Below are 20,740 nucleotides of genomic sequence, written 5' to 3'. Positions count from 1 at the left end.
GATGAGAAAGAACGAGTATGCCATAGTTGATATTGAGACCACAGGCGGTAATGCCTCGGGGAGCCGCATTACGGAAATCTGCATCATTATCCATGACGGGATAAAGGTGATCGACCGCTGGGAAACCCTGGTGAATCCTCAGAAGGAGATACCCCTGCCGATTTTTGCCCTGACCGGGATTAATAACGGGATGGTAGCCGGAGCGCCGATCTTTGACGACATAGCCGAAAAGGTATTGGAGCTGCTGGAAGGCCGGATATTTGTAGCGCATAATGTGAATTTCGATCATTCCTTTGTAAAGCATGAACTGGAGCATGCCGGGCTGAAATGGACCACCCGGAAGCTCTGCACCGTGCGGGCTGCCCGTAAGGTACGCCCGGGATTGCCCTCCTACAGCCTGGGCAACCTGTGCCGAACTCTGGATATACCCCTTACCCGCGCCCACCGCGCCGGAGGGGATGCCGATGCCACGGCCATCCTGCTGTCCCGATTACTGTTATGGGATGAGGCCGGGGAAATAGCAAAGATGATCAAGCGGAACTCGCACGACCAGAACCTGCCCCCCAACCTGCCCCAATCCGAGTTTGAGCAGTTACCCGAAAAGCCCGGGGTGTACTATTTCTATAATCAGGTAGGAAAAGTGGTCTATGTCGGGAAGGCCAAGAACATCAAAAAAAGGGTGGCTCAGCATTTCTCCGGGCATAAGATCACATCCCAGCGCCAGAACTTTATGCGCGATATCCACTCCATCTCCCACGAGATCTGCGGCACCGAGTTTATGGCACTGCTATTGGAATGCTGTGAGATCAGAAAGCTGTGGCCCCTGCACAACAGGGCACTAAAGAAGTTTGAACCGAAGTTCGGGCTGTACCACTACCAGGCGCGTAGCGGGTATAAGTACCTTGGCATTGGGAAACTGGCCAAAGGACAGACTTGTGTGGAACACTTCTTTTCCCTGCACCAGGGGGTGAACCTTCTCCTCTCCCTGGCCGGGGAGTTCGGTATCGACCACCGGTTCTGCCATTACGGGACGCTGGATGCAGGAGAGTTCATTATCAAAAAAGATACGGCCGATCTGCCCGATGTAAAACAGCACAATGCCAAGGTGGAAGAGGCACTAGACTATCTTGCTGACAGCAGGCTGAGTTTCGGGATTGTCGATAAGGGGCGATCCGGTGAGGAACACAGCTGCATCTGGGTGGAAAACGGGCATTTCTACGGTATGGGTTATATGCCGTCAGATGTGGGGATTACAGAAGCTATCGAACTAAAGGATTATGTAACACCTTACCACAGCAACCGCTATATCATGCAGCTTATTACAGGCTATGCCGAGAAATATCCCGGTAGGGTCTTGCGGGCTGAAGTGCCTGTCGAAGAATAAAAGTGCGGAAAGAAAAGCAAGAATAATTGCGAAAGCAGAAAGGATGAAATTATGATAACACTGTTTGACGATACGGAACTGTTTACTGTTGGTAACTCTCCGAAACGCTATTACCACCTGCCGGATATGGAGCTGATGCAGTATGACGGATTTATTCCAAAAGCGGAAGCGGATAGTTATTATGAAAAATTACTCCATAATACACCATGGCGGGAATACCAAATGCCGATGTACGATAAGATAGTCACTGCACCGAGGATGATTGCCTGGTATGGTGAACCCGAAGAGGCCGGTGAGGGTTCCCTGCCCTGGACTCCTGAACTTCTTCTACTTCGAAAAAAGGTGGAACAGGAAACCGGGCTGTCCTTTAATGCCGTGCTGCTGAACCTGTATCGTAACGGTAGTGACAGTGTAGCCTGGCATTCGGATAAGGAACACCGCATCGGCAGCAATCCCAATATTGCCTCAGTAACCTTCGGACAGACAAGGCCATTTAGGTTCAGGCATAAAATCGACAAATCAGTACCGCAGATTGAGATACCCCTACATCACGGCACTTTGTTACTTATGTCGGGAACTACCAATACCTATTGGGAACACCATATACCGAAATCGGCAAAGGAGATGCTGCCGAGGATCAATTTGACGTTCAGGCAGAATAACAAGGAAAATATCTGAGAAAAACAGGCCTAATATACAGCTTTAACAAAAGCATTTCTCGCAATATCGATAGGAAATATATTGACTGGTTTTCCGTCCAATCTTATTTTATAGTTGCTTTTACTTCGCCACAGGTTTCCATTACTTCTCCATAATAGGGATTTCGAATCTCTTTTTCTAAGCTTATCCAATAAGCCCCTTTATTGTTATCTGCCATCGGGCAAAACTGAATATATCCTCTTTCATCAGACTCAAACAGTAACAAACTACGTATAATATGGACAGAAAGTTGCTTAAAATACCTCCTTTGTTTTACTATATCAGAAGTGTTTGCAATACCATTTACAGAGATTTTTAGTTCTTTCAAAATGGTTATCCAATGTTCATGTCCTTTGTTATCGGATGATAAATTCATATTTGCTTTTTTCAAAAATTCATTTATCTGCTTCCCTGCTTCTTGAGCGCCATTGACATCATCTTTTACCAATGCATCCTTCAAAATAAGATACTTATCAAAAATTTGTTTTAGTTGATTTTGAAATTTGGCAGAAACTTCAATTTTTTCGCTGATTTGTGCAAGCTCCATATTGTTCATTTTATCTCCTGTACTTTCTTGAATCCCGTGCATATCCATATGGTTTTCGTGTCCTGTCATTGTTTTACCAACTGATGCATTCATCATGCTCTTTTTACCTTGCAGCTGTGCAGCAGCATCAATTGTGAATGTACCGTTGGTAACTATTTCCTCACCACTGGAAAGCCCTTCTGTGATAGTGTAAACCTCGCCGTATTTAGGCCCTAATGTTACTTCGCGCATTTCAAAAACGGGTTCGTTGGGATTGGTCTTTACATAAACCAATGAGCGCTCGCCTGTCCACATAACCGCAGTTGCCGGAACAGTAATGTTGGTTTCCATTGCATCAGCTTTTGACATATTTACTTTTGCAGTAACGAACATTCCTGGTTTTAATAAATCTTCTTTATTGTTCAAATTTGCTCGGACAGAAACTGTTCGGGATTTCGAGTTCAGCGTGGGGTCAATAAACGAAACAGTTGCCTCAAATTCTTTGTCGGGATAAGCATTAGCAGTAACCGTTATTTTTTGCCCTTCCTCTAATTGTGAAATTTGCCGTTCATAGGCATCGAACATTGCCCAGACCGTACCCAGATCACTTACTTTTACAATAGGTTGCCCTTGTTTTACATAGTCGCCTTCTTCTGCCATTTTCTGAAAAACCGTACCCGATACCGTGGCATAAACAGGAAAGTTTTCACGTATTTTGCCGGAGTTTTCTATTTGATCGATTAGGCTTTCAGATAGTTTCCATAGTTTCAGCTTGTTACGGACCGCTTTATATAGCGCGGGTTGTGATTCCTTCAGTTTAGAAGCTGTTAAGAGCTCCTGTTGAGCTGCAATAAGGTTTGGTGCATAAATAGTGGCCAGTAACTGACCTTTACGCACTTCCTCACCGGTAAAATTCACGTTCAGTTTTTCAATACGGCCTTCAAAATAACTGGCTTGTACAGCATTGGCTTCTTCATTTGCCATAATTTTTCCCGAAAGCCTCATCTGGTTTTCTTCATTTCCCGAAACATTTCCTACAATGGTTGTCTGGATGTTTGCCAAGGCCATTGCATTTTCGGTCATTTTTATTTCGTTCATTGCAAGGCCGCCTGCGCCTGATACGGCAGGAATCAAGTCCATTCCGCATATTGGGCAATCGCCGGGCTCAGGCTGCATAATCTGTGGGTGCATTGAACAGGTCCACAGTTGCTTTTCCTGCTTGCTATCCGACACATCGGAAACTTCCTTAGTGTTTGATCCTCCTTCAGCTGACTCACCAAAAAAGACGTAGCCCAATACCAGACCAACGGCTAAAATGCCGATGTAAATGATGTATTTCTTCATAATATATATAATTCAACAGGTTTCTAAAGCGCTTAACCATACAATATACTTCTAAATATCTAAGGTATTTTAAACCTGACAGTTTGATGCTTGATACTATTTTGCAGCTTCCAAACGTTTTATCATTTCTTTCATTTCACCGATTTCTTTACGTTGTGCTGCAATAATGTCATCTGCTAATTTTCTGACTTTTGGATCTTTTATGTCTGCTCTTTCACTTGTTAAAATTGCAATTGAGTGATGGGGAATCATTGCCTTCATCCAAAGTATATCGCCAATAATAGGACTTTGCGCCCTTACAAGCCCAAGTGCGCTGACAAAAAGTAGCAGGCTTCCCACTAATATAATAATATTCTTTTTCTTGTTCTGGTACATTTTCCGCATAAATAACCACATTATTACTGCCATACAGGCTATTCCCAAACAACTCATATAGAATCGTGTCAGGCTAAAATACACGTGGTCAATTTGATATGTGTTAAGGTACATTGTGATGTACATAGCTACGAAAGATGCGGCCAGCATCAAAATGAATTTTGTGTAATTACCTTTGCTTCTGTTTTGATTTGAAAGTTCCATAGTTATAAAGTTTTAATTATAATTTGATATTTTTTAGCCGTAAGGAATTTGCAATGACCGATACCGAACTGAAACTCATTGCCAAAGCTGCAAGCATAGGTGACAATAATAATCCGAAAACAGGATAGAAAACACCTGCGGCTATTGGTATGCCCAGAATATTATAGCCCAATGCCCAAAACAGATTTTGCTTGATATTGCGCATTACACTAGCACTCAAATTCCTAGCCATTACAATGTCGTGCAAATCGCCTTTTACCAAAGTTACCATTGCACTTTCAATGGCAACGTCTGTTCCTGTTCCCATTGCGATACCCACATCGCTTTTTGCCAAGGCCGGGGCGTCGTTGATACCATCCCCTGCCATTGCTACAATTCTTCCGTTCCTTTGCAGTTTCTCTACTTCTTGCAGTTTGTTTTCGGGCAACATTCCAGCTTTGAAATCGGCAAGGTCTAGTTCTTTTGCCACGGCTTGGGCGGTGTTCTGATTATCACCAGTGAGCATAATTACGGCAATTCCCATATCCTGCAGATTTTTAATTGCTTTTGCACTTGTTTCTTTTATTTTATCGCCAATAACGACATACCCGGTAACTTTCCCATTTAGGGATAAATAGGAAACGGTTTTTCCTTGCTTTTGAAACCTTTGTGCTTCGGTTTCCATATCTGAAGTTAATTCAGCATTGGCGTATGCCATCATTTTCGCATTGCCTAAATCCAATTTTTTTCCATTGACGATTCCTTCTACACCTTTCCCTGTAACGGCACCGAAGTTTTCTGTTTCTAAAAACTCGGTTCTCATCTCTTTTCCATATTTTACGGTAGCTTTCGCGAGTGGATGTTCACTCATATTGTTAAGGGAAACAATGTATTTCAATACATCATTTTCAGAAAATTCCTTTCCGAAAGTGCCAATCTTTTCAACGGTTGGTTTCCCTTCGGTTATGGTGCCGGTTTTATCGATAATCAGGGTATCTACCTTGTCCATTTTTTCGAGAGCTTCAGCATTTTTAATCAGCACACCATTTTGAGCACCTTTGCCAACACCCACCATCACGGACATCGGTGTAGCCAGACCGAGTGCACAGGGACAGGCAATGATGAGTACAGCGATTGCATTTACAAAAGCATAGACATAAACAGGTTCGGGTCCAAAAATTGCCCAAACTATAAATGTGATGATTGAAATAAGAACAACGATAGGCACAAAATATCCCGAGACCGTATCGGCCAGTTTTTGGATGGGCGCACGACTGCGACTGGCGTTATTGACCATTTGGATGATTTGGGAAAGCAAGGTGTCTGAACCCACTTTTTCAGCTTTCATTAGAAACGATTGGTTACCGTTGATAGTTCCGCTGCTTACTTTGTCGCCTTCGTTTTTGCTAACGGGAATGGGTTCTCCTGTAATCATAGATTCGTTAACTGTTGTATTTCCTTCGGAAATGACGCCGTCAACTGGAATTTTATCGCCTGGTTTTACGCGAAGGATATCGCCCAGCTTAATTAAATCAATCGCAACTTCTTCTTCCTTGCCATCCTTAACCAGTATAGCTTTGTTTGGTGCGAGCTTCAACAATTCCTTGACGGCGGAATTTGTTTTGCTGTGGGCACGGGCTTCGAGAACCTGACCCAATAAAACCAAGGTTAAAATAACAGTTGCAGCTTCAAAATATACGTGTACTGCACCAGAATCTGTTTTAAATTGTGCCGGAAAGAAATCGGGAAAGAGCATCCCGAAAACGCTGAACAACCACGCTGCGCCCGCGCCAATACCGATTAAGGTAAACATATTGAGGTTCCATGTTTTTATACTTCTGTAAGCCTTTTCAAAGAACATCCAGGTAGCATAAAAAACCACAGGTATCGATAAGGCAAACTGAATCCAGTTCCAATACTTCTGTTCCATTACTTGGTATAATGGATTGTTGGGAATCATTTCGCTCATTGCTATCAGGAAAATGGGCAAAGTAAAAGCAATGGCAATCCATAATTTCCTGAGCAGTTTCTTATAGGTTTTTTCTCCTGAAGAAATATCAGGCTGCATCGGCACCAAATCCATGCCACAGATCGGGCAGGCTCCCGGTCCATCCTTTACAATTTCAGGGTGCATTGGGCAAGTCCATTGTTCGGAAGTTGTTGCTGTTAGATTTTGCTCTTCCACCAAGTCCATTCCGCAGACAGGGCAATCGCCAGGTTTATCATAGGTTTTATCACCTTCGCAGTGCATTGGGCAGTAAAAAGTTCCAGTTCCTTTGCTTTTTGGTTTTTCTACCTTTGCGTCTCCGGAATGATGCTGTTCTCCGATATTATGGATACTATAATTTCCAACGTCATTTTTCAAGGCCTCCTGAAACTTTATAAATGGAATATGGTTTTTCATTTCTATGGTTGCTTCGGCTTTTTCCAAATCGACCGACGCAGAAGTTACACCTTCAACTTTTGAAAGTGTACTCTCTACATGGTTTCGGCAACCGTTGCAGGTCATTCCGTGGATGTGATAGGTGTGCTTCATTTTATCTTATATTGAATTATTATTGAGAATTAAGTACCCCAATTTCCCTTTATATACAAGTAGGGATAATCCTTATACACTTTGGTCAGGGGATTTCCTATTCCATTTTTGTAGATTCTTAAATTCTTTATCGACATTCCCTCTACATTTTTTAAAGTGTTTAGTCAAATGGCCACTTTTATTATCATTGAGGAAATATGCTATTTCTTAAAAAGTAAGCTACCCCAATTGTATCAGTTATTTTACCTTTTCAAATCTTCAGACTGATTTCATTTTTCGCATCGGTCATTCTCAGGGTTTTGCTGGACAATTTGCTCAAAGCCGAATAGGATCTGTTAAATCTTTGAGTTAAAAAAGAAGAAATTTGTGCATCATCCTGATTTTCAATTTTTTTGATCAGGGCAGTCTTTATTTCTTTAAAAAACTTCTGTTTTCTCCTGTATAATTTCAAATCCATGTTTTTTAGTTTTTTTCAAATTTGGAATTTTTTTGTCTGGATATATTCTCATTTAAAATTATTTGCCCTGATTCAACCGATTTTATGTCATAACCCAAAACATTCAACTCACGTATTACAGTTGATCAACACCTATCCCAGACCGTATTTTTTTATGTGAAGAGTTTTTTTCCTTATCAGTTAATAAAAAAATTCACAATCAATCCGCCCGCTAGCCAAAAGTAGCTTATCAATGCGGCATACTTCAGGATGTTTTCCAACAGTTGGCTTTTGGGTGCCATTTCCTTCATTTGTTTTACATCTTTCCTTTTGAAAAATCCGAGATAGACTAAAAATCCAGATAATATCAGAAAAGCGATGTTCAAAAAGAAGGTATAATCTAATTTAAAGTATTCGCTATTCTGAATTTTTACTTGTGAAGGGTCTGGCAGAATGCTCAATAAATCGAATGAATAATGCAGAATAAGTGATGCACCGATCAATGCCGTAAACAGTAAAAACAAGATGAAAAGTGACATTTTCCATCCATAGTATCTGGCATTGATGCGAAGTATGGGAAATACTACCAAATCACTAAAAATAAAAGCCATAACGCCTGCAAAACTCACACCTTTGCCTAATAAGAGTGCGGCTAACGGAATATTTCCCATTGAACCGATAAAGGTCAAAAATGCAGCGACCGGACCGACAATAATGTGCTCGAGGATTTGGAAAAAGGTAAAATCGGTATTGCCGCTTCCGCTATTGATAAACAAAGTTTGAAAAAAAGAATCCGGCACAAAGGCCGCTACGATTCCTGCAATGGTAAAGCCAACAGTAACGTCTTTCCACACCATTTTCCATTCCATCCCATATTGTTTTGAAACCTTTGCCCAGCCTTTTTCCGACTGTATTTTCTTTCTCCACGATCTGGAACCGTCCATATCCTCATCGCCCTTATCCTTAAGGTTTTTTCGCGCTTTCTCTATGAGTTTTTTTGGATTTGTCAACCGAATCAACAGCCAAGAAATAAGTATCAATAGAATTCCCCCGACATATTCGCCAACGACAAATTGCCAACCCAGAAAGATGGAAATGATAATTCCGAGTTCGATAACCAAATTGGTTGATGCCAATAGAAAAGCTATTGACGACACAAAACTCGCCCCTTTTTTGAAAAGTGACTTTGTTGATGCCAATGCCGCAAAACTGCACGAACTGCTGATAAAGCCGAAAAATGTACCGAGCAAAACGCCCTTGCCTTCATTTTCGCCCATCGTTTCCTGCATCTTTTTTTCGGTCACAAAAACCTGAATCATACTGCTGATGATGTAGCCAAGCGCAAAAGCCCATAGTGCCATCCAAAAAAATCCAGTGGTTGTATAGGCAGCCTCGCCCCATTGTTTTACAAAGTTGTCCATAGTATACTCTTTTTTGTGCCTGATTAGGGAAGGAACATAGAACTACCCAGTAACTATAACCTTCCCAAATTCAGGACTTTACTGTAAACTATTTTTTAGTTTAGTCATATAATCAATCAACGTTTTCTTTTCAGCATCTGATAAAATCGCATCCTGGTGAACCAATGTATAGGACGACAAGGGCATTTCATCATCCTTAATCTGGTTGATAATGGATTTTAATTTGCTGTTTTTTCTTCTGTCTGAATAATTTTCCCATTCATTAAAGTTAAGCTCTGCCTTTCCCTTCTTTATATGGTCTTCCAAAACCCAAGCAATAGGTTGAATTTTATTGTACCACGGATATTCGGTATTGTTACTGTGGCAATCATAGCAAGATTCCTTCAATAGTGTACTGATATTTTCCCGTGGGTTGTTGACCAACAGAAAATCGGTTTTTGGTACAATATCACTTTCGCTTCTTTCCACTGGAAAAAATTGGATTGCTATAAAGCCAATCAATAAAATGAGCGCTATGGTTTTTAGGATTTTCATTCAGTCATTGAGTTAAACCTATAAGCTACCCGGCAGATTGCTTCGTACCTCGCAATGCTGGGAATACCTTACGGGTTATGATTAATTAATTTCCTTTTGCACTTTACCGCAGGCCATCATTTTGCTGCCGTAGTAAGGGTTTTTTACTTCTTTTTCCATACTTAACCAAGCACTTCCACCATCATACATTGGGCAAAATTGTTGGTACAAGGTATTTTCAGTTCCCGTAATGGCTACCATATCCATCATATCCTTGCTCAAGGTCTTGAAATGCTCACGTTGGTGGTCCATTTCACTTTTGCCAATATGTTCTGCGTGTTCCTTGGCATCTGCGATAATGTCCTTTAATTCTTTTTGCTGTTCTGCTTTGTAACTGCTCACATCAAAGCCATTTAAGGTATTTTCCAATCTTTTGCCTGCTTTTGCGGCATCCTCCTGATTAGTTGCCACTAGCGCATTTTTCAATTCCATATAATATGCCATTACTTGTTTGGCATCAGAGGATTGCGCATTTGAATCCATCGAATCACTGGAACCGTCCATCTCATCGTGTTCCATTCCTTCATCGTGGTGATCGCCTTCTTCAGAAGACATTTCAGAATGCCTAGCATCTTCCAAATTTTCTTTTTTACCGTCTTTGCAGGACATTGCAGTTAGGCTTACAAAAGCCATTGCCAAAATTGCTGTTGTTACTTTTACATTTTTCATTTTGTTTTTAATTTAAATTAATACTTGTTTTAGTTTACCATTTATTGAATTATTAAAATCTCACTGATAAGCCGCCACCTGCACCAAAACGGTTGTCGTAGCTGGCCATCAATGAAAAGTTTCTTGATAGGAAATATTCGATACCTGCATTCCAAACTACTTCCTTGGCAAAATTGTCGCCAACTGGAAGGTCATTTACCCACCCAAAATCTGCTTGGTATTCATAACTGCCAAAAATGGCAGTTCTTGGAAAAATGAGGATTTCACGGCTCAAACTTATCTGTGGACGCAACTTATTGTCAATACGCACATCGAGATTGAATAGATAAGGCGTCAAAAACCGAACTCCAGCAATGGCTGTGGTAGATAGTTCATCCAAACTGTCCTCCATTTCATTTTCAATATTAATACCGCCAAACACCCTTAAATAATCGTGCAAATAGCGTTCGTAAGTTATTTCTGCTTCCAAATTTTGATTCCAGCCATACTCGGCCATTACATTGAACTGGTTGCGAATGTTTGAGGTTACAAAGTTAAATTCCGTCATATGCGATGCCGCATCCACTATTGCCCAAGTGTAATATTTATCTGCCTCGGAAATCAAACCGCTTATGGGATATCCGTTCAAACGGTCATCCCTTGGCGTGTCATAGCTCATAACCCTTGCCATTCCGCTCATCATATGGTACAAAATATGGCAATGGAAAAACCAGTCACCGTATTCGTTGCCATAAAATTCTATAGTAACCTCTTGCATCGGTGGTACGTTCACGGTATGCTTTAGTGGTGAGTACTCGCCATTCTTGTTGATGACCCTGAAAAAATGCCCGTGAAGGTGCATTGGATGGTGCATCATCGTTAGGTTGTTCAAAGTTATACGGGTCACTTCTTTATGATTTATTTGGATGTTATCGGCTTCCGACAGCGGCACACCGTTCATACTCCAGATGTAGCGGTTCATATTACCCGTGAGATTCAACAAAATTTCCCTAACGGGAATATCATTTCCATAACTGGTTTTTTCGGGTGACTTCAAATAATCGTAATTGTATTCAGAAAACATATTCTTTCCGCCCATATGCATAGTGTCCATTTCGGGATCATCTTTATTCATTTTCATTTCTGAATGATCTGTCTTTACGTCCGTTATAGTATCTTTGGACCTGTTTATTTTCATTTTTTCATCATCTTTCTGTGTCTTTGAATTGTCCATTTTACTGTGGTCTATTTTATCGTTCATCAATGAATCCCTGGTCATATTCATATTCATTATTTCGTCCTTCCTATTCATTTTGGAATGGTCCATCTGCATTCCATATTCGGCTTTCATTTCATAGCGTTCATCTTTTTTTGGTTGAAATTTTAAAGCATGCGCCCCCATTTTCATCTTCATTTTTGCCATTTGTTGCATCATCTGAATCTTATCAGGTTTTGGTACGATTTCCGCAGGTAAAGTTTTACCGGAACCTATATATGCCAGGGCTGTTCCGGAACCATCTTGCGCCATAGCACGAAATTCAATCTTTCCATTTTCGGGAATAGTCACGATAAAGTCATAGGTTTCCGCTATAGCAATAAAGGTTTTGTTGTGTTTTACCGGAACGCAGTCCTTTCCATCTGCGGCTACCAGAATTGGTTTGTCACCACCAAAGGTCATCCAAAATTGTGATGACGCAGAACCGTTTATGATTCGCAATCGCACTTTTTCGCCAGCCTTAAAGTCAGGATATTCAACTACTTCCTTTCCATTGACCAAAAAAGCGGGGTAATAAATGTCCGCAATGTCTGCGCCCTCCATGCGCTGACGCCAAAAATCGAGCTGTGCATCTAAGGCCCCTCTTGCAATCACTTTATTTAAGGGGGTAGAAGTACCTTTTTTCATCTGGTACCATTCATTTCCCCGTTTTAGGTTTCGAAGTACATTCACTGGCTTTTCATTGGTCCAATCCGAAAGCATCAGTACTAAATCTTTATCATAATCCAGGTTCTTTTCTTTTGGCTTAATGAGTATAGAACCGAAAACACCGCTTTGTTCCTGCAGCATTGTGTGTGAGTGATACCAATAGGTGCCACTTTGTCTGATTGCAAACTCATATTTAAAAGTAGTGCCGGGTCTTATGGGAGGCGTGGTCAAATAAGGAACGCCATCGTAAAAATTCGGTAAAATTATTCCATGCCAATGCACGGAAGTCTCAACGCTCATTTCATTTTTTACATAGATGACGGCATATTCTCCTTCAGTAAACTCTAGCGTCGGACCCGGAATGGTCCCGTTTACCGTCATCCCTTTCACTTGCTTGCCAGCCTTATTGACCATCTCTTCTTTTAAGGTAATGGTATATTCGTGAACAGGTGAATGATCAGGATTTCCTTCTGTCGATTTTTCGTAAATGGACTGGGCAGTAATTGTTTGCCCCGATAGTAGCAGTAGGATTAATAAAATTTTCAAGTCTTTCATCTTCTTTTTTATATAAATGCAACATTTTTTTTCAACAATTTAATCCAAAAGAATATAGTCTTAATTGGTTAAATAATTGATGACTGTGGATTGTATATAATACATCTTTATTGATTCAATTTTACTGATTTGCAACCTTAGTTGCAATTCCTGTATATCCAAAACATCATTAAAATCTATCATTCCCGTTTCATAGTTTTTTATTAGGATTTCCTCGGCATCAGCGGCTTGTTTTAAGTTTTTGGATTGAGTATCGTAACTTATTCGTGCTGAATTTCTATCATGAATTGCTCTTGAAAGCATTGTTTGCAAAGTCTTTAAGCGCTCTTCTTTTTGTGAAGTGATTTCCTGCTGTTTCAAATGATTCTGTCTGGACTGGCTTCTGTATTTGCTGTTGAAAATGGGAATGGAAAGCGTGACCATTGGCATCAAGATATCTTTTCCATTGTCTAACGGGTCCATATCCGTTCGCTGTGAAACCGGAATATAATCCAATCCAAAACCGAGCATTGGGCTGCTTTCTTTTTGATTTAACAGTTCAGACTGCGAAACGGATTCGTACAGCTTGTCATATTTGGTAAGTTCCGGATGTACTTTTAGGTTTTCCTCGGAAATCATTTCGGTTTCTGAAGGCATTGTAAGTTCTGAAACGACTATAACAGTCATATCGCTTTTCCGATTCAAGAGATTGTTGAATACGGCCTGTTCCGCCAAATACTGCTGTTGCAGGACTTCCTTAGACTGCTCCAATTCATTCTTCCTAATCTGCAAGCGTAATACGGAAACTGCCGATGCTTTGCCCACTTCCAGAGACGTCAGAGCCAAACGTTCGTAAGTATCCAACAATTTTACATTCTTTTCCAGCACTTCCTGTTTGGCCCTGTTTGCCATTAAGTTGTAGTAGGATTGGGAAACGGACACAATTAATCTCCGTTTGGCAATGATCAGTTCTTCATATTGTAAAGCTGCGACAGCATTAGTGTAATTTTCCCTTGCCGTAATAGTGCCAAACCAAGGTATCATCTGTTTCAGTGAAAATCTAGCGCGCTGCGCCCCGACCCTTGTTTCCGGTTCGCTTAAAAAGTATCCTGCACTTAATTCTGTATTGGGCAACCAATTGCTCTCATTCACTTTTTCAACTGCTGTCTCATATTGAAATTGGACCTTTTGGATTTCGGGACTGTTGGAAACTGCCTCATCGGTATAGCCCTTTAATTCTTGACCATAGCAATTGAAAGCAAAAAGATATACCCCGAAAAATAAGACTACTTTAAAATGTTTTTTATCTCTTTTCATTATTTAATAGTTATAGGAAGTGACTCGTTTCTTAGCCCCCTCTTTGCAAGTCGTTCCTTCCTCCAGCTATAAAGTACAGGTACAAGGAAATATGATGTTGTATCAAGTAGCATACCCCCAAAAATAGGAATTGACATGGGTATCATTATATCACTGCCTTTTCCGGTGGAAGTCAAAACCGGCAAAAGTGCCAGAATGGTCGTGACCGTTGTCATCAAACAGGGACGGATACGTTTTGAAGCCGCTTCCAGCGTGGCTCTTCTTATTTCCGCCTTATCCGTTGGGTTATTTTTATCAAAGGTTTGTAAGAGATAAGTTGCCATCACCACCCCATCGTCGGTAGCGATTCCGAAAAGCGCAATGAAACCTACCCAAACTGCAACACTCAAATTGATGCTTTTTATATTAAAGAGGTCTCTCAGGTTTTCACCAAAAAAGCTGAAGTTTAAGAACCAATCCTGATTATATAACCAAATCATGGCAAAACCGCCTGCAAAGGCTATAGCAATCCCAGTAAAAACCATGAGCGTTGTAGAAACCGAACGGAACTGGAAGTACAATATCAAAAAGATGATCGCCAGTGCCAAAGGCACAATGATAGACAGTGTTTTTTCGGCTCGTAACTGGTTTTCATAGGTACCGGTGAATTTATAACTGATTCCTTTTGGCATTACCAGTTCGCCACTATCAACTTTTTTTTCAATTAGTGCCTGTGCATTTTCCACCACATTCACTTCAGCAAAACCATCCAATTTGTCAAAAAGTACGTAGCCCACCAAAAAAGTGTCTTCACTTTTGATGACCTGCGGACCTTGCTCATATCTAATAGTCGCCAATTCACTCAAAGGAACAGGACTTCCTTTTTCAACAGGAACATAGATACCCTGCAAATCTGAAGGGTCGCCACGCAGTTCCCTCGGATAGCGTATCCGAACACCATAACGTTCCCTGCCTTCCACAGTTTGAGTCAATACCATGCCGCCCACGGCGACTTTCAGCACATTCTGAACTTCCTCTATGGTAACACCATAACGAGCCAACTTTTCCCTGTTGATATCAATCAGCAAATAGGGTTTGCCCACAATCCGGTCTGCAAATACGGCTTCCTTTTTTACTCCTTCTGCTTGTTTTAAAATTCCTTCCAATTGAACTCCAAAGGCTTCAATCTGTTTTAAATCCTGACCTTTTACCTTAATACCCATTGGGGCACGCATCCCGGTCTGCAACATTACCAAACGGGTTTCGATGGGTTGCAGTTTGGGAGCGGAAGTAATTCCGGGAAAGTTGGTCACCCGAACTATTTCGTTCCAAATATCATTGGGCGAATGGATTTCAGGTCGCCAGTTCCGGAAGAACTCACCGTTGTCATCAGGAATCAATTTTTCTGAAGACACATCGACAGTAACAGACACCTTTTTGCCGTTCTTTCTTACCTTTTCTATTTTTTCAGAATCCACCGGATTATTTGGGTTTTCAACCAGGCTACTGTCCTTTTTTATAAAAAATCCCTCATCATCCACTTTAAAGCGTTGCCGTTTTCCTCCTTTCAATATATATTCCCTTTTATACTGAATTATATTTTCGTACATGGATAATGGCGCTGGGTCAAGTGCTGACTCCGTCCGGCCTGCTTTACCGACAACGGTCTCAATCTCTGGAATTCCTGCTACGGCCATATCTAATTGTTGCAGCACACGTTTGTTCTCTTCCACGCCTGCGTGGGGCATAGAGGTTGGCATCAGCAGATAGGAGCCTTCATTAAGGGATGGCATAAACTCCTTGCCTGTATTCTTAAAAATGAAGAGACCAAAAATCAGCAAGGCAACGGGAATAATCAGGAAGAGATACCTGTTTGCCAGTGCCCATCTTAAAATTCGGGTATAAAATCTCTGAAACAATGAAAAAGCACCCAAAAGTCCAAAACAAATAACACCCACAAAGAGAAGATTTAAAAATATATTCTTATCGACACCTAATGGCCTCCAGTATTCTGCCAGAAGAAAAACAATTGCAGCTGCGGAAATATAGATATTAAAGCGGTTGGCACGTTTCTGAGAAAATTTACCACGTTGCTTAGCAAATCCAACAAAACCAAAGGCAACCAATATTACACCTATCCAGTAGGCGAAGATCACAGCAATAAGCCCAGCCATAATTAAAAGGCCATTAATACCGTAATTCGTGTTTTTACGAATGTTCCTGTTTTTAAAGAAAATCGCTGCGAATGGCGGAATAATAAAAAGTGCTATAATAATGGATGCTGTAAGCGCAAATGTTTTTGTAAAGGCCAATGGACGGAACAACTTACCTTCGGCACCTATCATAGTAAATACAGGGATAAAACTGATAATTGTGGTCATCACAGCGGTTACGATTGCTCCCGAAACTTCGGCCGTGGCGTTGTAAACAACAGTGTTAATCGGCAATTTTTTATCATCCTCATCCAAATGTCTTATAATATTCTCTGCCAGAATAATACCCACATCTACCATTGTGCCAATAGCGATGGCAATACCCGAGAGCGCCACGATATTAGCATCTACACTGAAAAATTTCATCGCAATAAAAACCATCAGTACAGCAACGGGCAAAAGTCCCGATATTAAAATGGATGCCCGGAGGTTAAACACCATTACTATGATAACCAATATGGTAATTAGTATTTCAAGGATTAATGCCTCGTTGAGCGTTCCCAAAGTTTCCTGTATCAGCTCGGTACGGTCATAGAAAGGCACAATGGTTACTTGTGACGTCCTGCCATCGGCCAATACTTTTGAAGGTAAGCCTTTGCTTAACTCCCCAATCTTTGCCTTTACATTACGGATTACTGCCATCGGGTTGGCACCGTAGCGTGCCACAACAACCGCTCCCACAACTTCTGCCCCTTCCTTGTCCAAAATGCCGCGGCGTGTAGCAGGGCCAAGTGTAACATTGGCAATATCACCAATCTTAATAGAAGTATAATTCTCAGAAGTTACAACGGCATTTTCAAGGTCACTCACAGATTTCACATATCCCAGACCCCGAACAAGGTATTCGGCTTGGTTTATTTCCAGTGTTTGTGCGCCAATCTCCCTGTTGCTTTCCTTAACCGCTTTTACAACCTGAGCAAGGCTAATATTGTATTGGCGCATCAGTTCGGGAGTTACATCTATTTGGTATTCCTTTACGTAACCACCAATGGAAGCTACCTCTGAAACACCACTTGCAGATGCCAGTGCATACTTCACATAATAATCCTGGATACTCCGTAATTCCTGTAAATCCCAACCACCTGTAACGTTGCCTTCCTTGTCCCTCCCTTCAAGCGTGTACCAGAATATTTGTCCCAATCCTGTAGCATCAGGTCCCAAAGCTGGATTTACACCTTCCGGTAAAAGACCACTTGGTAACGAATTCAATTTTTCCAGGATTCGGCTTCGGCTCCAGTAAAATTCGATGTCCTCTTCAAAAATGATGTAGATACTTGAAAAACCAAACATTGAGGAACTACGAATCGTTTTTACACCTGGAATACCTAAGAGCGTTGTAGTCAATGGATAGGTAATCTGATCTTCAATGTCCTGTGGCGAACGACCATCCCATCTGGTAAATACAATTTGCTGGTTTTCGCCAAGGTCCGGAATGGCATCCACGGCCACAGGGTCACTTGGCAAAACCCCGGTATCCAAGTTAAAAGGTGCGTAAACTGTCCCGAACCCTACAAAAGCAACGAGTATAAGAACCGTAACAAGTTTATTTTGTATAAGAAATTTAATACATTTATTCAGCATAGATATAATTCTTAAATAATTATAAAATCTTGTTTATAGAAGTGATAAACAAGCTGTACTATCCTAGACAATTTATGCAGGACTACAGGTACTAATTACTTAAAAATCAAATAAGGAAGATCTGGTCTAAAACTTGCACATCCCTGACCAGGGGCGGCGGGGTATAATCTTTATAGGAATTGAAATCTGTTTGAGGTTCAACAAACAAAAGTATATACGTGTGAATAAAAGCCGCTACAAACAATTGTTGGCTTTTTTCTAATTTATCAAACGACGTTTTATAGGTCTCCTGCCCTTTAACGGTTACGTGCACATCATTACAGCAATCTTTTTTGGAGATATTACACTCAGATGAAAAAGCCTTACTTTGCTGAATTTCCATCCCACAAGTTTCTACATGTCCAAACAATGAAGAATCCACTAAAGTATCGCCGCAATAATGACTGTCAACAGTAAAAGAAACTGTTGACAACAACACAATAAGTGCTAAACAAAAAGATGATATTTTATGAAAACATTTTTTCATTGCTACTGCAAAGTTATGAAAAACATGCCTCACTTCGCAAATTTAACATTTTTTTTCATATTATAGAAGCCCAATCCGGGTCTTCTAGATCACTTGCAACAAAACTTGACAAAAATTTTTTGATCGCACATAAATCAAAATCTTGTCAATCTTTATTTTGCCATATCTCAATTCTATACTAATGAAAGCCTGCAAGGCTAATGTTCAAAAATACAATTTTACCTAACAAAATATCCTGCAAATAAAGTTTGTTGAAACAACTAATGCCTTTAATAAAGGTGATTTTTTATCAACACATAATTTTGTTTACGGCCTGAGCATGGCTTTCTAATAACACTTTCTTTCATTGCTACATCAGTTTTTGAATAACTGGATAATTATCTTTCCTGTGCATTTAATTTCTTATTTTAACTATTTCTTATCCGGGAATACCTCTCTCCTAAAAATTGTATTTGTGCTTTTAAGGCATCAATAAATTTCTATTAATTTCAACTTATCAAATTACATTTTACAAAGATCTGAAATGGTACCAACAGGCTATTAAATTGATAAAAAATAAATGAGGATTTGGAGAGGTTGCATTTCCAATGCAAAAACGGACAAAAAAGGCAGCTAAGCTAGCAGGCGGCGGTTGCTCCGTGCGCATAATGGCTCCGGCTGCCGCGCGGGCCACCCTCCGGGACTTATAGCACGCCGCGCCCTTACCGCCCGCTTTGGGCTGGCTTTCTTTTTTTCCGTTTTTTCTTTTGGAAAATGTATGCGGGATTGGGGAAAGCAGATTGAACATTTTGTCAAACTTAAAATCTTTCGATTATGGAAATTACAGGACGACTGACAGCGGATGCCCAGGTGCGTACGCTGTCCGACAACAGGCAGGTGGTGAATTTTTCCGTGGCGGTCAGTGACAGCTACAAGGCGCGCAGCGGGGAACGTATCACACAGACCGAATTCTTTGACTGTTCCTACTGGATAGGCACGGGCATAGCGCAGTACCTCACCAAAGGAACTATTGTAGAACTCTCGGGGCGTGTAAGTGCACGGGCTTGGGTGGACAGCGAAGGCAACGCTAAGGCGGGGCTGAACTTCCACACCTCCAAAATTACCCTGCACGGTGGCGGGGCAGCCACAGATAAAGCGCAGCCCGTAAACCAGACCGCAGAAAGCGCAGCACCCGTGTACGAAGCCGAAGTAGTATCCAATGGTACAGCCCCTGACGATGACCTCCCATTTTAAAACCGTTTAACCTTTAAATTGTAACATTATGGCACATAATATAAATTTCAATGAAACAACAGGGCAACACGCCTTTATGAGCGTAAAGCAGCCTGCATGGCACGGGCTTGGGCAGATAGTAGAAAACTATCCTACAAGCCGTGAAGCCATAGCCGTTGCAGGCTTGGATTATGAAGTAACCAAAGCCCCGATTTTTGCAAGAGGCGCAGGATTATTTGACACCTATCCCGTACCTGACCAATACGCCACGATGTGCACCGACACCAAAACCGTGTTTGGTGTGGTGGGTAAAGACTACCAAATCGTACAAAATGCGGATGCGTTCGCCTTTTTCGATGCCATTGTAGGTGGTGGCGAGGGCATACTGTACGAGACCGCAGGCGCACTCGGCAACGGGGAACGCATTTTTATTACCGCCAAGCTGCCCGGCTATATCCGTGTGGGTAACGGGGACGATGTAACCGAAAAATACATTTTCCTGACCACCTCCCACGATGGCAGCGGGTCAATTACCGCAGCCTTTACGCCTGTGCGCATCGTCTGCCAAAACACGCTTAATGCAGCGTTGCGCAATGCGACCAATGTCGTACGCATACGCCACACCGCAGGGGCTAAAGAACGTTTGGAACAGGCGCACAAAGTGATGGGCGTTGCTGATAACCTGTCGTTGCAGTTAGAAAGTATCTTTAATGAGTGGGCTAACGTACGCATCGAAGATAAGCAGGTGAAGCAACTGATACAGTTGGCACTATGTCCCAACAAAGAAACCTACAACATTTTAAAGAAAGGGGCTACCGAAGAACTTTCAACGATGTACAAAAATGCCTGTGATGCGGCATTCGAGTACGCTATGGCTGACGATTCGCAAAGCCTTGTTACCACCAAAGGCACGTTGTTTGGCGCCTACAATGCCGTTACAGGCTATTACCAAAATGTACGCAGCTTTAAAACGGGTGAGGACAAACTGAAAAGCATCTGTTTGGGTGGTACGGCACAGGCACGGGGGCAAAAAGCTTTTGACCTGTGCGGAGATTTCTATAAAAACGGGGCGGTTGCCCTGCAATGCAACTGATAGTTAACCGCTGCACCGCCAAGCGGTGCAGCATAAAATAAATGTTTTGAGCGTATTAGCACAGACCACAGAACGCAAGGCAGTAACCACCCTTAAAAAAGTGCTGCCCATTTTTGAAAGGCTCGACCATGTTGCCATGAGCGCAGCCGATGCCTTTGACACCGCAACTGCCCTGAACCTGATTAGGCGTGTAATAGAAAGCAACCCCGAACCGCAACGTAAACCCAAAAAATAAA

At 41.6% G+C, this 20,740-nt stretch carries 16 protein-coding genes; 5 read left to right on the top strand and 11 right to left on the bottom strand.

Annotated elements, in window-relative coordinates; all coding sequences use genetic code 11:
- The first annotated feature begins 1 nt into the window (after position 1).
- Together V3Z67_RS00550 and V3Z67_RS00545 are read left to right on the top strand one after the other, a co-directional pair.
- On the top strand, positions 2-1,384 hold the full coding sequence (locus tag V3Z67_RS00550) for an exonuclease domain-containing protein (protein ID WP_330441482.1): 1,383 nt from the start codon (positions 2-4) through the stop codon (positions 1,382-1,384).
- A gap of 51 nt (positions 1,385-1,435) precedes the next feature.
- Positions 1,436-2,062: an alpha-ketoglutarate-dependent dioxygenase AlkB family protein gene (locus V3Z67_RS00545; protein WP_330441481.1), complete on the top strand. Its 627-nt coding sequence runs from the start codon at positions 1,436-1,438 to the stop codon at positions 2,060-2,062.
- An 85-nt stretch (positions 2,063-2,147) separates the two neighbouring features.
- Here V3Z67_RS00545 and V3Z67_RS00540 read toward each other — a convergent pair whose 3' ends face one another.
- The 11 genes from V3Z67_RS00540 to V3Z67_RS00490 form a co-directional block, all read right to left on the bottom strand.
- Complete coding sequence (locus tag V3Z67_RS00540) at positions 2,148-3,953, bottom strand: efflux RND transporter periplasmic adaptor subunit (protein ID WP_330441480.1); 1,806 nt, start codon at positions 3,951-3,953, stop codon at positions 2,148-2,150.
- A 96-nt stretch (positions 3,954-4,049) separates the two neighbouring features.
- Positions 4,050-4,532, bottom strand: coding sequence for a DUF305 domain-containing protein (locus V3Z67_RS00535; RefSeq protein WP_330441479.1), 483 nt, complete (start codon positions 4,530-4,532; stop codon positions 4,050-4,052).
- 16 nt (positions 4,533-4,548) lie between these two features.
- The gene (locus V3Z67_RS00530) at positions 4,549-7,047 is read right to left on the bottom strand and encodes a heavy metal translocating P-type ATPase (RefSeq protein ID WP_330441478.1); all 2,499 of its coding nucleotides are present in this window, start codon (positions 7,045-7,047) and stop codon (positions 4,549-4,551) included.
- A 250-nt stretch (positions 7,048-7,297) separates the two neighbouring features.
- Positions 7,298-7,504, bottom strand: coding sequence for a hypothetical protein (locus V3Z67_RS00525; protein ID WP_330441477.1), 207 nt, complete (start codon positions 7,502-7,504; stop codon positions 7,298-7,300).
- Positions 7,505-7,680: 176 nt separating this feature from the next.
- Complete coding sequence (locus V3Z67_RS00520) at positions 7,681-8,904, bottom strand: permease (RefSeq protein ID WP_330441476.1); 1,224 nt, start codon at positions 8,902-8,904, stop codon at positions 7,681-7,683.
- A gap of 78 nt (positions 8,905-8,982) precedes the next feature.
- Positions 8,983-9,438 (bottom strand): heme-binding domain-containing protein, encoded by a 456-nt coding sequence (locus V3Z67_RS00515; protein ID WP_330441475.1) that lies wholly within the window; start codon positions 9,436-9,438, stop codon positions 8,983-8,985.
- A gap of 81 nt (positions 9,439-9,519) precedes the next feature.
- Positions 9,520-10,146: a DUF3347 domain-containing protein gene (locus V3Z67_RS00510; RefSeq protein WP_330441474.1), complete on the bottom strand. Its 627-nt coding sequence runs from the start codon at positions 10,144-10,146 to the stop codon at positions 9,520-9,522.
- Positions 10,147-10,198: 52 nt separating this feature from the next.
- On the bottom strand, positions 10,199-12,604 hold the full coding sequence (locus V3Z67_RS00505; protein ID WP_330441473.1) for a multicopper oxidase domain-containing protein: 2,406 nt from the start codon (positions 12,602-12,604) through the stop codon (positions 10,199-10,201).
- 60 nt (positions 12,605-12,664) lie between these two features.
- The gene (locus V3Z67_RS00500; protein WP_330441472.1) at positions 12,665-13,900 is read right to left on the bottom strand and encodes a TolC family protein; all 1,236 of its coding nucleotides are present in this window, start codon (positions 13,898-13,900) and stop codon (positions 12,665-12,667) included.
- A complete protein-coding gene (locus tag V3Z67_RS00495) occupies positions 13,900-17,673 on the bottom strand; it encodes an efflux RND transporter permease subunit (protein WP_330441471.1) in 3,774 nt (1,257 codons plus the stop codon). Before V3Z67_RS00495 ends, V3Z67_RS00500 begins: the two co-directional genes overlap by 1 nt.
- A 106-nt stretch (positions 17,674-17,779) precedes the next feature.
- Positions 17,780-18,199, bottom strand: coding sequence for an HYC_CC_PP family protein (locus V3Z67_RS00490; RefSeq protein WP_330441470.1), 420 nt, complete (start codon positions 18,197-18,199; stop codon positions 17,780-17,782).
- Between the two features lie 813 nt (positions 18,200-19,012).
- On the opposite strand from V3Z67_RS00490, the gene V3Z67_RS00485 reads away from it, so the two are divergent.
- Genes V3Z67_RS00485 through V3Z67_RS00475 form a run of 3 tightly spaced genes read left to right on the top strand, consistent with a single transcriptional unit; the run spans position 19,013 to position 20,739 of the window.
- A complete protein-coding gene (locus tag V3Z67_RS00485) occupies positions 19,013-19,432 on the top strand; it encodes a single-stranded DNA-binding protein (RefSeq protein WP_330441469.1) in 420 nt (139 codons plus the stop codon).
- Between the two features lie 28 nt (positions 19,433-19,460).
- Positions 19,461-20,504, top strand: a complete 1,044-nt coding sequence (locus tag V3Z67_RS00480) for a DUF932 domain-containing protein (protein WP_330441468.1) — start codon at positions 19,461-19,463, stop codon at positions 20,502-20,504.
- A 46-nt stretch (positions 20,505-20,550) separates the two neighbouring features.
- On the top strand, positions 20,551-20,739 hold the full coding sequence (locus V3Z67_RS00475; protein ID WP_330441467.1) for a hypothetical protein: 189 nt from the start codon (positions 20,551-20,553) through the stop codon (positions 20,737-20,739).
- The last annotated feature ends 1 nt before the right edge of the window (position 20,740 follow it).

Origin of the sequence: Flavobacterium sp. C4GT6 (genome assembly GCF_036347315.1) — a bacterium.
In the GTDB taxonomy this organism is placed as follows: domain Bacteria; phylum Bacteroidota; class Bacteroidia; order Flavobacteriales; family Flavobacteriaceae; genus Flavobacterium.
The sequence above is the reverse complement of the archived record's forward strand: the minus strand, read 5'-3'. Positions and strand labels throughout refer to the sequence as shown.

Excerpts from the sequence above, each read along its gene's own strand:
- V3Z67_RS00550 (WP_330441482.1), top strand. The coding sequence starts at position 2 with ATGAGAAAGAACGAGTATGCCATAGTTGATATTGAGACCACAGGCGGT.
- V3Z67_RS00545 (WP_330441481.1), top strand. The coding sequence starts at position 1,436 with ATGATAACACTGTTTGACGATACGGAACTGTTTACTGTTGGTAACTCT.
- V3Z67_RS00540 (WP_330441480.1), bottom strand. The coding sequence starts at position 3,953 with ATGAAGAAATACATCATTTACATCGGCATTTTAGCCGTTGGTCTGGTA.
- V3Z67_RS00535 (WP_330441479.1), bottom strand. The coding sequence starts at position 4,532 with ATGGAACTTTCAAATCAAAACAGAAGCAAAGGTAATTACACAAAATTC.
- V3Z67_RS00530 (WP_330441478.1), bottom strand. The coding sequence starts at position 7,047 with ATGAAGCACACCTATCACATCCACGGAATGACCTGCAACGGTTGCCGA.
- V3Z67_RS00525 (WP_330441477.1), bottom strand. The coding sequence starts at position 7,504 with ATGGATTTGAAATTATACAGGAGAAAACAGAAGTTTTTTAAAGAAATA.
- V3Z67_RS00520 (WP_330441476.1), bottom strand. The coding sequence starts at position 8,904 with ATGGACAACTTTGTAAAACAATGGGGCGAGGCTGCCTATACAACCACT.
- V3Z67_RS00515 (WP_330441475.1), bottom strand. The coding sequence starts at position 9,438 with ATGAAAATCCTAAAAACCATAGCGCTCATTTTATTGATTGGCTTTATA.
- V3Z67_RS00510 (WP_330441474.1), bottom strand. The coding sequence starts at position 10,146 with ATGAAAAATGTAAAAGTAACAACAGCAATTTTGGCAATGGCTTTTGTA.
- V3Z67_RS00505 (WP_330441473.1), bottom strand. The coding sequence starts at position 12,604 with ATGAAAGACTTGAAAATTTTATTAATCCTACTGCTACTATCGGGGCAA.
- V3Z67_RS00500 (WP_330441472.1), bottom strand. The coding sequence starts at position 13,900 with ATGAAAAGAGATAAAAAACATTTTAAAGTAGTCTTATTTTTCGGGGTA.
- V3Z67_RS00495 (WP_330441471.1), bottom strand. The coding sequence starts at position 17,673 with ATGCTGAATAAATGTATTAAATTTCTTATACAAAATAAACTTGTTACG.
- V3Z67_RS00490 (WP_330441470.1), bottom strand. The coding sequence starts at position 18,199 with ATGAAAAAATGTTTTCATAAAATATCATCTTTTTGTTTAGCACTTATT.
- V3Z67_RS00485 (WP_330441469.1), top strand. The coding sequence starts at position 19,013 with ATGGAAATTACAGGACGACTGACAGCGGATGCCCAGGTGCGTACGCTG.
- V3Z67_RS00480 (WP_330441468.1), top strand. The coding sequence starts at position 19,461 with ATGGCACATAATATAAATTTCAATGAAACAACAGGGCAACACGCCTTT.